General features: G+C 43.3%; 8 protein-coding genes and 1 rRNA gene. 8 read left to right on the top strand and 1 reads right to left on the bottom strand.

From position 1 onward, the window contains the following. Positions 1-52: 52 nt before the first annotated feature. From ABZA00_RS05060 to argH, 7 genes are all read left to right on the top strand, one after another. Positions 53-4,720: an ATP-binding protein gene (locus tag ABZA00_RS05060; RefSeq protein ID WP_372881054.1), complete on the top strand. Its 4,668-nt coding sequence runs from the start codon at positions 53-55 to the stop codon at positions 4,718-4,720. Beyond that, entirely contained in the window at positions 4,717-5,775 is a 1,059-nt protein-coding gene (locus tag ABZA00_RS05055; protein WP_372881053.1) for an HD-GYP domain-containing protein, read from the top strand. Before ABZA00_RS05060 ends, ABZA00_RS05055 begins: the two co-directional genes overlap by 4 nt. A gap of 343 nt (positions 5,776-6,118) precedes the next feature. Next, complete coding sequence (gene argC, locus ABZA00_RS05050) at positions 6,119-7,129, top strand: N-acetyl-gamma-glutamyl-phosphate reductase (protein ID WP_372881052.1); 1,011 nt, start codon at positions 6,119-6,121, stop codon at positions 7,127-7,129. Between the two features lie 16 nt (positions 7,130-7,145). Continuing rightward, on the top strand, positions 7,146-7,928 hold the full coding sequence (argB, locus tag ABZA00_RS05045) for an acetylglutamate kinase (protein WP_372881051.1): 783 nt from the start codon (positions 7,146-7,148) through the stop codon (positions 7,926-7,928). A 22-nt stretch (positions 7,929-7,950) separates the two neighbouring features. After that, complete coding sequence (locus ABZA00_RS05040; protein WP_372881050.1) at positions 7,951-8,862, top strand: ornithine carbamoyltransferase; 912 nt, start codon at positions 7,951-7,953, stop codon at positions 8,860-8,862. Between the two features lie 4 nt (positions 8,863-8,866). Beyond that, a complete protein-coding gene (locus ABZA00_RS05035) occupies positions 8,867-10,075 on the top strand; it encodes an argininosuccinate synthase (RefSeq protein ID WP_372881049.1) in 1,209 nt (402 codons plus the stop codon). 145 nt (positions 10,076-10,220) lie between these two features. Continuing rightward, positions 10,221-12,101, top strand: a complete 1,881-nt coding sequence (argH, locus tag ABZA00_RS05030; RefSeq protein ID WP_372881048.1) for an argininosuccinate lyase — start codon at positions 10,221-10,223, stop codon at positions 12,099-12,101. Between the two features lie 67 nt (positions 12,102-12,168). Here argH and ABZA00_RS05025 read toward each other — a convergent pair whose 3' ends face one another. Next, positions 12,169-12,711, bottom strand: a complete 543-nt coding sequence (locus ABZA00_RS05025; RefSeq protein WP_372881047.1) for a gamma carbonic anhydrase family protein — start codon at positions 12,709-12,711, stop codon at positions 12,169-12,171. 519 nt (positions 12,712-13,230) lie between these two features. Between ABZA00_RS05025 and ABZA00_RS05020 the strand changes: the two genes are divergently transcribed. Next, a 16S ribosomal RNA gene (locus ABZA00_RS05020) occupies positions 13,231-13,298 on the top strand; the annotation flags it as partial.

Here is a 13,298-nt window from a genome sequence, read left to right as displayed (position 1 = left end):
CTTTTTAGATTTATGTATTTCTGATTCAGTTGAATAACAGTGACCATTATTTATGAAATATTCAGCACTACTTTTTATTGTTTCTTTATTTCTCTCTCCGATTATAACTAGTGCGGCTTCCAGCAAACCTGTTTATTTAAGTGAGTTTAATGAATATGCTTACAGCGGTGCCGGGAATAACTGGCAGAATCTGCCGCCTATTACAGTAGGGATTGATGATAATTTCCCGCCTTTTGATTATAGCGATGCTGACGGAAACCCTGTGGGTGCTGGCGAGCTGATTCGTCGGCAGTTATCAACGCTATTGGGGGTTAGTCTGCAGAGCAGCTCAGTAGGGACCTTTGCCGAGCAGATGGACAAGCTGAAAAATCATCAGATAGATGCCATTTCATTTTGCGCGAGAAGCCCTGAGCGTGAGGGCAAGATGCTTTTTACTAAACCTTTTCTCTCCCTTTCGCAAGTTGTGGTGATTAATAAAAACAAAAACTATAAGAGCATAGCTGATTTTCCTGAAGATGCGCAGATTGCTGTAACGACCGCTTCTGTATCAATACATGCAGCGGAGCATGTTGTCGGTTTGGGTAATGTTATTGAAATGGGCGATCTCGCAGTGGGCCTGAAAATGGTTAATAACGGGCAGTTGGATGGCTTTGTTACTCATCTCTTCGTTAAAGATTTTTTTGTGCAGCAGAACGCCCTGCATAACCTCGATATATTAGCGATTCCCGGGTTTGCTCCTGTCCCGCTCGGATTCTGTATCAATAACCACAAGCCGGAACTGGTGGAGTTGCTTGACAGCGGTATTACCCGCTTGGGTGAGCCTTATTTCCAGCGGTTAATTTTTGATTGGATGGCATCGCTGAATAATATTACCTTTGAGCCCCGTCAGGAACCGCTTTCATGGCTAATGATTGCTTCTGTGCTGCTGGCTTTTATTTTTATTGCACTGCTGTTTATCTTCTGGCGTAACTTTGAAAAGATCATTCGCCAGTTTGAAACACTGAAATTTAAAATTATCTATCTCCTTACCCTAATCCTGCTGGTCACAGCTACCTTTCTTGCCTTTGAGCTGTATTTTGAAAAATTAAAAACAAAGCTGATGGAAGAACAGGGCCAAAGGTTTCAGGTAAAAAATCAGATCGTCGAAAAACAGCTGGATAACTGGTATGCCGCACAGTTGCTGATGATTAAAAATAATATCAACACTCCGCTGTTACAGCATTATACAGAGCAACTACTGACCGCTAGAAAAGCAGGTGAAACGCTGCATGCTGAGCAGCTAAAAACCTTACTGCATACCTTTTTGCTTGATCAGGAAAAAACAACCGGGCACTCCTATGCGCTTGTTGAGAAACAGGGTGACTATTTAATCAATAGCGATCCCGATATTAATGATAAAACCAGTGCGGTAAAAATTTATCGTCCGGAACTCTTTGCCAAAGCCCTGGCTGGCAACAGCACTTTCACCCCTCCGGTCTGGGCGGATTTTGACGGGCAGCAGTCTGTCTTGGATAAAGATCCTGTTGTTTATATTGTTGAGCCGATAATCGATGCCGGTGGAGAAGTGCTAGCCTTATTAACCATACGTTTTGATGCCGACGGCGAATATTCTCAGCTGTTCAAGACTGATCTTTTTGCACGGACAGCGAAAAGTTATGCTGTTGATAATCGAGGTTATTTACTTTCGGAAAGTCATCTTATTGAGCGCCTGCACGAGGAGAAAATAATTCCGGGCGGAAAATCGGCTATTTTGCGTATCCGTGTACCGGATCCTGAAAAAAATCAGATTGTGTTGGACAGTCTGTTGGAAAAAAGTGGTTACAATCTCTCTGGTTATAGCGATTATATGGGCGAGAGTGTGGCCGGGCGCTGGTTATGGCTGGAAAAATACAATTTACTGCTGGTAAGTGAGACCAACCTGGACGAGATATACCGGCATTATACTCCGCTGAGGCAGATCTCTTTTATCATCATGCTTGTTTCTGCCGGGTTAATCAGCGCACTTTCACTGTTTATTATGGTTCTCTCTTATCGCGCCAGTGCGCAAAGCAGGCAATCCAAAGATAAACTTGCGCAGTTAGTCAATGCAAGAACACGGGAGCTGGTCAGCGCAGAGCAGAAAAACAGCCTGATTGTTAATAACGTTGCGGACGGCATTGTAGGGGTAGATGCCGCGGGGAAAATTGTTTTTTTTAATGCGGCTGCAGAAAAACTGCTCGGTTATCAGGAGCAGGAAGTTCTCAAACACAGCTATGCCGACATTCTCTATCACTGTTCTTCAGACATGCAGCAGCGTGATAATTCCTGTGCGCAAATTTTAAGCTGCATTGAAACGGGTAAAGGATTACGTGTGGATAAAAGTGACTTTTACCGCAAAGACACAATACAGCTGTCCGTATCCTACACTGTTTCAGTGGTGAATGATCCCGACTCCTCTTTGAAAGCGGTTATTACCTTTCAGGATATCTCCGCTTTGTTACAGGAAGCCGAGCGTACTCGCACGTTATTGGCATCCATTCCGGTGGCTTCATTTTTGCTGAATATGAGCAGGCGGATAGTGGACTGCAACGCGGCGGCAGAAAAGCTGTTGGGCTATCAAAAATCGGAGCTGATTAATGTTCTGCCAATAAAATTTATTCCTGAAAATCGTCATGATGACCACCTCAGCTTTATGGATGAATATTTTGCTTCTCCCCGGAATATGAAGACGGGGGATGATCGCGTTATCACCCTGCAGCAAAAATCAGGGGAAATTATTGAGGCCGAGCTTGTCTGGACACCGATAGAATTAGACGGGGAAATACTGATTGTCGTGACTGTAACGGATATCACTGCAGGTAATCAGATTACAAAACTGCTTATTCAGGCGAAAGAGATGGCGGATCAGGCGAACCGTGCCAAATCTGATTTTTTGGCCAATATGAGCCATGAAATCCGCACACCGATGAATGCTATTATCGGCATGTCTCACCTTGCTCTGGAAGGTGCACTACCGGCAAAAGAGCATAACTATATCCGTAAGGTACATGGTGCTGCAAAAAGCCTGCTTGAGATTATTAATGATGTACTGGATCATTCAAAAATCGAAGCGGGTAAAATGGAGTTGGGAAAAACAGGGTTTTCTTTATTTGAACTGTTGGAAGAGGTGATCTCTATTATCGGAGTCAACGCGCAAAAGAAAGGCTTGGGATTACACTACCATGTCGCACACAGTGTGCCTGTTTATCTGCGTGGTGATGCACTGCGTTTAAGGCAGGTATTAATTAACCTGGCGGGGAATGCGCTTAAATTTACGCAGCAGGGGGCGATCACCATTAAGGTAAAGCTGCTGGAAAAAGATGACGGTAAAATTCAGCTGCAGTTCTCGGTCCGGGATACGGGGATTGGCCTGAGTGAACAACAGCAGACGAAGATATTTGATACTTTCACTCAGGCAGAGCCCTCCACGAGCCGCAAATATGGTGGCACAGGATTAGGTTTATCGATTTCCAAAAATATTGTAAATTTGATGGGCGGGCAGATTTGGGTTGAAAGTGACGAAGGACAGGGCAGTACGTTTTTCTTCACTGTCTATCTGGAGGAACAGGATAATACCAATCAAATAGACAGCAAGGAAAGTGCTTTGAACGAAGCACAAGGTCAGCAGCAGTTACATGGCGCGCATATTTTATTAGTCGATGATAATGAGCTGAATCAGGAGGTCGCAACGACATTGCTTCAGACAAGAGGTATTCAGGTTAGCCAGGCTGAAAATGGCTGTATCGCTGTTGAAAAGGTCAGGGAAAATAATTACGACGCGATTTTAATGGATATTCAGATGCCGGTGATGGATGGTTATCAGGCAACTCTTAAAATTCGTGAATTTAATCAACAGATACCTATTTTAGCTATGACCGCTAACGCAATAAAGGATGAGTTACAGCATATCCTGGAAATTGGTATGAATGATTATATCAATAAGCCGATTGACGTAGCGGGGATGTTTAAAGTGTTGAAGCGCTGGATCAGCGTGGAACCCGGACCGATAACAAAGTCCACAGCCCTTTCAGATCCGGACGATGATAATCAGGATGCTGACAACAGTTTCTCTCACTTTAAACAGATAGATAAAAAAGCAGGCTTGGCAACCTGTGATAATAATCTGATTTTATACATTAAATTATTAAGTAAATTTAAAAAATCAAATACTCTCTTCGCAGAGGAGTTTAAACGGGCCTGGCACGCGGGGCAATGGCAGAAAGCACAGCTGATCGCCCATAATCTAACCGGCACGGCCGGTAATATTGGCGCGAAAAATTTATATCTCGGTTGTGTAGCCTTAGAGCGCCAGTGTAAAAATAAAGCTGAGACATACGCTGTTCAGGAGTCACTGAACAGGGTTATTATGCAGTTAAGCAGAGTGACTGAAGAGATCGGCCTGATGCAGCAATTACAGGAAAAAGCTCAGCAGCAGAAGATTGATAATAAAGTGTCCTTAAGTGCAACAGAGATCCGACAACGGCTGCAACTTTTAGAGCAGAAAATTGACCGTTTTGATACCAATGCATTAAATACGGCCTCAGAATTGTTGCAATCTAGTTTAGGGGAGGAGTATAACGTAGTGCTTAATAATCTTATTGCCAGCCTGGAAAATTTTGATTTCGCCCGTGGTCAGCAGTACCTCTCTGAACTGAACACTGCAAAGAACGGTAACAGTTCATCAACAAAGGATTTGCAATGACAGAATTAGACGAACAAAGCAGCCGGCAAACAATATTAGTGGTGGATGATAATCCGGAAAATATTCATTTGCTGAGCGCAATATTACAGCCCTATTACAATGTAAAGGCCGCTATTAATGGTTTTATTGCACTGCAGATAGCCGGCGGAGTGGATAAGCCGGATCTTATTCTGTTGGATATTATGATGCCGGATATTGATGGTTATAGCATCTGCAAAGAATTAAAAATGATGCCTGAAACCGCGGGAATTCCTGTGATTTTTGTCAGTGCAAAAAGGGAAGAGGAAGATGAGGAGAAAGGTTTTGCTTTAGGCTGTGTGGATTATCTGAGTAAACCGGTGAGTCCGCCAGTTGTACTGGCAAGGGTGAGAGCACATTTGCAATTATCGAACCAGCGATTTCATCTGATGGGACTGGTAAAAGAAAGAACCAAAGCGCTGGAAAAAACGCGGATGGAGATGGTGCGTAGTTTAGGGCGAGCCGCTGAATTTAAAGATAATGAAACAGGTCAGCACGTTCTGCGCATGAGCAGCTATTCTCGTCTGCTCGCAGAGCAGGCGACAGAAAATCGGGAGTGGTCTGAACTGCTTTATAGTGCCGCCGGAATGCATGATATAGGTAAAATAGGTATTCCTGACGGAGTGCTACTGAAAAAAGGCAAGTTGGACCCCGAAGAGTGGGCGATTATGCAGAGACATGTTGATTACGGCGTCAACATTTTAGGTGATCACGAGTCAGATTTATTGAAGATGGCCGTAGAGGTGGCTAAATATCATCATGAAAAATGGGATGGCAGCGGCTACCCGGGCGGGTTCAGCGGGAAAGATATCCCATTAAGTGCGCGAATTGTTGCCATTGCCGATGTGTTTGATGCGCTAACTAGTGATCGTCCCTATAAAAAAGCCTGGTCAGTTGCAGATGCTATACAATTAATTGAAAGTGAGGCCGGCAAGCATTTTGATCCGGAATTGGTACCTGTTTTTATAGCCTGTTTACCTGAGATCCTGGAGATACAGGCACAATATATGGATGACGTTTCCGACGAAACATTTTAAAAAATGCTTCATTAAGCGATAAGATAACCACCTAAAAGGCAAAGAGGCAATGATTCCCCTTTGCCTCTCGCTCTCAGGCTATTTACTTGCCTGCATCTTTATCAAAATCAATTGGTTTACTAAAGTAAAAAACGAATCGTCTCCCCCCCCGGATCCCTGCAAAAACAGATTCTGATATTAAATAGATTGATATAACCTGCAAAATATTAAAATGCACATATAAATATTCATTATTATTGAATAAATAATCACTCGTGGTTAGAATGCCGCTTTCTATCGTGAGCGCTTCTCTTTATAATGCAATATTGCGATTTTTATTTTATCACCTAACAGGAACTTCTTTATGCTAAAAGCCATTGTTGTCGGGGCCAGTGGTTATACTGGCGCAGAATTAGCACACTTTTTAACACGCCACCCAGAAATTGAATTGGCTGGTTTATATGTTTCAGAAGGCAGTTTGGATAAAGGTAAAAAATTATCCGCGCTTTACGGTAATTTATTAGGTGAAGTTGATCTGCCGCTGCAACCTTTAGGCAACAGCGGTATTGAACAGGCCTGTAAAGGTATCGATATCGTTATTCTGGCAACAGCACACGAAATCAGCCATGATTTGGCGCCGCTATTTTTGGCACAAAATACCGTGGTATTTGATCTTTCCGGTGCATTCCGTGTTCAGGCTGCAGGTTTTTACGATAAATTTTATGGTTTTACTCATCAGTATCCGGATTTGCTGGCACAAGCGGTTTATGGGTTAGCAGAATGGAATTATGACGCGATAAAAAATACCGATCTGATTGCAGTACCGGGCTGTTATACAACAGCATCATTAACCGCCTTAAAGCCGTTAGCAGAAGCGGGGCTGATTAAAGAAAATACAAAACCTACTATTAACGCGACCAGTGGCGTTAGTGGTGCCGGGCGCAAAGCGAGTATGGCAAGCAGCTTTTGTGAAGTGAGCCTGCAGCCTTACGGAGTGTTTACTCACCGTCATAAACCGGAAATAGATCAGCATCTGGGCATGCCGGTAGTCTTTACACCGCATTTAGGCAGTTTTAAACGTGGTATTTTAGCCAGCATTAATGTGCAGCTAAAAGCGGGTGTAACAGCTGAGCAGGTGAATCAGGCTTATCAGAACGCTTATGCAGACAAGCCTATTGTGCGTTTAATGGAAGGCACTTTCCCGGCGCTTAAAAATGTTGTCGGTACCCCGTATTGTGATTTGGGCTGGGCAGTTGATGGTGAAGATCTGGTTGCCTTCAGTGCTATTGATAATTTATTAAAAGGTGCTTCATCGCAGGCCATGCAGTGTATTAACTTACGCTTTGGTTTTGCTATCACCACCTCCCTTTTGTAAACAGGATTTTTAAAAAATGACGCAGGCATTAAAACCTTTATTGATCAAACTCGGTGGTGCGGTACTTGAAAATGATCAGGCATTGGCAAATTTATTTTCAGCACTCACCCAGTATCTGCACAAACAGCAGAGACCACTTTTACTAGTGCATGGCGGCGGTGTGATTGTTGAAGATGTGCTAAATAAAATGAATATCGTCAGTCAAAAGAAAAATGGCCTGCGTATTACGCCATTTGAGCAAATTCCTTATGTCGCAGGCGCGTTGGCCGGTACATCCAATAAGCTGTTAATGGCAAAAGCATTACAGGCTGGTCTTTCTGCTGTCGGTTTATCACTTGCCGATGGTTTCAGCTGTAAAGTTACCCAGCTGGATCCGGAGCTGGGCGCGGTCGGAGTCTGCAGTGCAAATAACCCGTCTTTAATTAACAGCCTGTTGGCGGGTGAACATCTGCCGGTTATTTCATCAATCGGAATCGGTGAAGACGGGCGTTTATATAATGTAAATGCGGATCAGGCTGCGATAGCGATTTGTGAGCTGGTGGGGGCTGAATTACTCTTTTTATCAGATGTTGATGGTGTATGGGATGCCGATAAGCAGGTTATTCCTGAGCTAAATACACAATTAGCTGATACACTGATTGCCGAAAATGTTATTCAGGATGGCATGGCCGTAAAAGTGAAAGCAGCCCTGCAGGCCGCGGATCAATTAGGTTACGTGATGCTTGGAAGCTGGAAAAACCCAGATAATTTGGTTTCGTTACTTGCCGGTCAGGCAGTGGGAACAAAAGTCGTTAAGTAGAGTATTAAGCAGAGAGTTAAACATGAAAAATTTACTAACAGGTTTAGAAATGACCCGGCAGCAGGCGTTAGATCTGATTGCCCTGGGTAAAGATTTAAAGGCGAATCCGGCTAAATACTCACAGGAGTTGGCGGGCAAAAGTGTAGTCACTTTATTTGAAAAGCAATCATTACGCACACGCGTAACCTTTGATATCGGGGTTAATAAGTTAGGCGGCCACTCTGTCTATTTAGATCAGAGTAATGGTGAGATGGGCTCCCGTGAAGATGTTAAAGATTTTGCTGCTAACCTTTCCCGCTGGGCTGATTGTATTGTAGCTCGTGTCTATGATCATAATACCCTGGTGGAGATGCAGGAACACGCAACCGTCCCTGTAATTAATTCCTTATGTGATCTTTACCACCCTTGTCAGGCAATGGCTGATTTTTTAACCATTTCAGAACAATATGATGATCTGTCCAAAATTAAGCTGGCTTATATCGGTGATGGCAATAATGTGACTCATTCGTTATTTATTGCCGGTGCAATTTTAGGCGCCACTGTTACGGCTGTTTGCCCTATTGGTCATAGTCCGGATGCGCAGATAATGAAAATAGCAGAAGAGGTTGCTGCTCAAAACGGTGGTACCATCAACGTCACTAATAATATTGAAGATATTAAAGGTTATGATGTTGTTTATGGTGACACTTGGCTTTCAATGGGGGATGATACGCCGCTTGAAGAGATTAAAGCTAAGTTTATTCCTTACCAGATTAATCAGGAATTGCTGGATTTAACCGGTATCAAATACGTATTACATTGCCAGCCTGCACATCGTGGTCTAGATATCACATCTGATGTTATGGATGGTCCTGCTTCGTTGATCTTTGACCAGGCAGAAAATAGAATGCACATTCAAAACGCGATTATGCTTACATTGATGAAAGGAAAATAATCAGATGAGTAAAGTTAAAAAGGTTGTACTCGCTTATTCAGGCGGTCTGGACACGTCGGCAATCATTCCATGGTTAAAAGAAACTTACGATGATTGTGAAATTGTTGCTTTTTGTGCCGATGTTGGCCAAGGTGCGGAAGAGCTGATCGGCTTAGAAGAAAAAGCTTTGGCATCAGGTGCTTCAGAGTGCCATATCGTCGATCTTAAAGAAGAGTTTGTTAAAGATTACATCTATCCGACGATTGCGACGGGCGCGGTATATGAAGGAACTTACTTATTAGGCACATCAATGGCGCGTCCTATTATTGCGAAAGCGCAGGTTGAAGTGGCGCTTAAAGTAGGTGCGGATGCTGTTTGTCATGGTTGTACCGGTAAAGGTAATGACCAGATCCGTTTTGAAAGCTGTTTTGCTGCGCTTGCTCCTGAGTTACAGGTGATTGCACCCTGGCGCGAATGGGATATGGTTTCTCGTGAAGATCTGCTTGATTACCTTGCTGAGCGTAATATCAAAACAACGGCAAGTGCCACTAAAATCTACAGTCGTGATGCCAATGCATGGCATATTTCTCATGAAGGCGGTGAACTTGAAGATCCGTGGAACGAGCCAAGCAAAGGTGTTTGGACACTAACGGTTGATCCTGTTGATGCACCAAATGAACCTGAATATGTGACACTTAAAGTTGAAAACTCACGTGTTGTTGCGGTTGACGGTGTTGAACTGTCTCCTTACGCTGCTTTGATGCTGTTAAATGAAAAAGCGGCTGCACACGGCGTTGGTCGTATTGATATCACTGAAAACCGTACCGTAGGGATGAAATCTCGTGGTTGTTACGAAACGCCGGGAGGCACCGTAATGGTGGCGGCATTGCGTGGCATTGATGAATTAGTTCATGACAAACCGGCACGTAAATGGCGTGATCAGGTAGGTCAGGAATTTGCTCACTTAGTATATGACGGTCGCTGGTTCACTCCTTTATGCGGCTCTTTACTGGCTGCATCAGAAGCACTGGCTAAAGATGTTAACGGTGAAGTCGTTGTTAAAATGTACAAAGGTCAGGCGACTGCAGTACAAAAACGTTCTCCAAACAGCCTTTACTCTGAAGAGTTTGCAACATTTGGCGACGATAACGTTTATAATCAGAAACACGCTGAAGGTTTTATCCGTTTATATTCACTGTCTAGCCGTATTCGTACGCTGAACAGCAAAAAATAACCGGTAAATCGGATTTATTTCAATTCCTGCCCCGTATTTTTTCGTGGCAGGAATTTCTATTTTTATCTGCTTTTCTTTTTAATCACCTAAAGAGTGAATAGAAATAGATTTTAATACCAACAAAGAAAGTGACGGAGCATCAAAAATGGCACTATGGGGCGGACGTTTCAGCCACGCGGCAGACGTAAAATTTAAACAGTTTAATGATTCATTAAAATTCGATTACCGCCTTGCGGAGCAAGATATTATAGGTTCAATCGCCTGGTCTAAAGCATTGCAGTCGGTGGATGTTCTAACCTCTGACGAGCAAGTGCGTCTGGAGGCGGCATTAAATGAACTTTTGCATTCAGTACAAGCGAACCCTGAACAGGTTTTACAATCCGATGCTGAAGATATTCACTCATGGGTAGAAACACAACTCATTCAACGGGTCGGGGACTTAGGCAAAAAGTTACATACTGGCCGAAGCCGTAATGATCAGGTCGCAACTGATTTGAAACTGTGGTGTAAAAAAACAGCAAAGGACTTAATTGTCCACCTTGATACCCTGGAAGCAAAGTTAATTGAACTGGCGCGTATTCATCAGGCAGTCGTTTTACCCGGTTATACGCATCTGCAACGTGCACAACCCGTTACTTTTTCACACTGGTGTTTAGCCTATTTAGAGATGCTAGAGCGCGACCATAGTCGCCTAGAGGGCTGCCTTGAGCGTTTAGATACCTGTCCGCTTGGCAGTGGCGCACTAGCCGGTACCGCTTATGCGATGGATCGTACTGCGTTAGCGCATTCTCTTGGTTTTGCCCGTGCAACCCGCAACAGCCTGGATTCAGTATCAGATCGAGATCATGTTGTTGAACTGATGAGTTGTGCGACGCTTTCTATGGTGCACCTGTCACGTATGGCGGAAGATCTGATTTTCTACAATAGCGGCGAATCTGCCTTTATCGAGATGTCTGATTTAGTGACGTCCGGCTCATCATTAATGCCGCAAAAGAAAAATCCAGATGCGATGGAGCTTATTCGCGGTAAATCAGGGCGCGTATTCGGTTCATTAGCGGGTATGTTAATGACTCTTAAAGCACTACCGCTGGCATACAACAAAGATATGCAGGAAGACAAAGAAGGTCTGTTTGATGCGTTAGATACCTGGGGTGACTGTTTGGAAATGGCATCCATGGCCCTCACTGATCTTAAAGTTAATGAACAGCGCACCAAAGAGGCAGCACAAGGTGGTTATTCAAATGCGACTGAACTTGCTGATTACCTGGTTGCTAAAGGTATTCCATTTCGCGAAGCGCATCATATCGTAGGTGTCGCAGTGGTTGGCGCGATTGAGAAAGGAGTGCCGCTGGAAGAGTTGACGGTTGCTCAGTTTAAAGAGTTTTCCGAAGTGATCGAAGACGATGTTTACCCGGTGCTGACACTTGAAGCAACACTTGCTGCACGTAAAGCACTTGGTGGTGTTTCACCTACGCAGATTGAATATGCGCTTACTGAAGCTGAGCAGCGTCTCGCTGAGCGTAACAGCTCAGGCATGGTGATTAGACCGGCGACTTTGACAGATATAGATCGTATCGAGTCAATAGTTAATTACTGGGCTGATAATGGCGAAAATCTTCCAAGAGATAAGTCAGACTTAGAACAGTCTGTGGGTGAATTTACAGTAACTGAATTAGATGGAAAAGTTACCGGTTGTGGTTCTGTGCATATCTATGACACAGGTTTGGCCGAGATTCGCTCATTAGGTGTAGAACCTGGTTTTGAAGGGCGTGGGCAAGGTAGCGCACTAGTGGCGTTATTAGTTAAGCGCGCAGAGAAATTAGCGATTAAACGTTTATTTGTTCTTACGCGTATGCCGGAATTCTTTATGAAATTAGGCTTTAGTCCGGCAAGTAAAACGACTATGCCTGAAAAAGTCTTGAAAGATTGTGCAATGTTTGTGTCTCAACATGCAAGTGATGAAAAGGCGCTAGAATTAAATTACAAAACAAGTATGTTGCTCCATAAAGAGATGAGCAAAAATTAACAGAAGCTACTATGTATAAGATGTGCTTGTATGGTCAATGCAAGCACACCTTATGTATGTTGTTCCTTTATCCCCTCTGAGCAATATACTCATCCTTTAATTTCACATAATGACTTGCAGAGCGTTTCAGAAAAGCAAATTCTTCATCGGTTAATTTACGTGCCGGTTTAGCTGGCGAGCCCACATACAGAAACCCGGAAGCTAAATGTTTGTTCGGGGGGACTAACGCACCCGCTGCTAAAATCACATCATCATCAATACGTGCATTGTCCAGCACTATAGCGCCCATACCAATTAAAACACGATCACCTATCTGGCAGGCATGTAACATCGCTTTATGGCCAACGGTTACGTCATCGCCAACAACTAACGAGTAACCTTCAACGGTCGCTTCCCCTTTACGAGCCACATGTAAAACAGAGCCATCCTGAATATTGCTGCGTTTACCGACTTTAATCGAGTTCACATCACCACGTAAAACACACATTGGCCAGATACTGACATCGTCATCTAAGGTAACGTCACCAATAACAGTTGAAAAAGGGTCTAAATAGACAGAATCCCCGATTGTCGGGAAATAATTTTGAAAACTACGTAGTACGGGAAGCATATAAAAACCTCATTGGATAAAGAATAAAACAAGCGATACAATATATTTTTGTGGATAATAATGTCAAGTTTGTGGATAACTTGTTTGCAAAATATGTATAAAAATCAATTGTAAAAAAAACTGTTTTTTATGTAAATAAAGACTTGCCAAGGCTAACGAAATCCCTATAATGCGCATCCACGGAAACGGGAACGACGTAAGTTAATCCGGTTAACGAGAACCAAAAAGGTGGCTTTTCAAATGCGTTTAACGCAGTTTGAAAAGAATAAAATAACCTTGACTAAGTTCACAGGTTGCGTATGATACGCACCTCGCCGAAAGGCACGCTCTTTAACAATTTAATCAAACAATCTGTGTGAGCATTGATAGTGGATTTCAAAATAGTCCTTCGGGGCAAAAAATCAATATCAATGACACACGAATTAATTCATTAATTCGATTAACTTCTCGATTATTTAGGTAAACGAGAGTTATTAGTCAGTAATATTGAGTCGCATCGCAAGATGCACATTAAACTTTAAATTGAAGAGTTTGATCATGGCTCAGATTGAACGCTGGCGGCAGGCTTAACACATGCAAGTCGAACG

The organism is Psychromonas sp., assembly GCF_041586535.1.
In the GTDB taxonomy this organism is placed as follows: domain Bacteria; phylum Pseudomonadota; class Gammaproteobacteria; order Enterobacterales; family Psychromonadaceae; genus Psychromonas.
This window is presented reverse-complemented; position numbering and strand designations above follow the sequence as displayed.

What these genes read in the sequence shown, in the direction of transcription:
- argB (WP_372881051.1), top strand. Translation starts at nt 7,146, where the DNA reads ATGACGCAGGCATTAAAACCTTTATTGATCAAACTCGGTGGTGCGGTA.
- ABZA00_RS05055 (WP_372881053.1), top strand. Translation starts at nt 4,717, where the DNA reads ATGACAGAATTAGACGAACAAAGCAGCCGGCAAACAATATTAGTGGTG.
- ABZA00_RS05025 (WP_372881047.1), bottom strand. Translation starts at nt 12,711, where the DNA reads ATGCTTCCCGTACTACGTAGTTTTCAAAATTATTTCCCGACAATCGGG.
- argH (WP_372881048.1), top strand. Translation starts at nt 10,221, where the DNA reads ATGGCACTATGGGGCGGACGTTTCAGCCACGCGGCAGACGTAAAATTT.
- ABZA00_RS05040 (WP_372881050.1), top strand. Translation starts at nt 7,951, where the DNA reads ATGAAAAATTTACTAACAGGTTTAGAAATGACCCGGCAGCAGGCGTTA.
- ABZA00_RS05060 (WP_372881054.1), top strand. Translation starts at nt 53, where the DNA reads ATGAAATATTCAGCACTACTTTTTATTGTTTCTTTATTTCTCTCTCCG.
- ABZA00_RS05035 (WP_372881049.1), top strand. Translation starts at nt 8,867, where the DNA reads ATGAGTAAAGTTAAAAAGGTTGTACTCGCTTATTCAGGCGGTCTGGAC.
- argC (WP_372881052.1), top strand. Translation starts at nt 6,119, where the DNA reads ATGCTAAAAGCCATTGTTGTCGGGGCCAGTGGTTATACTGGCGCAGAA.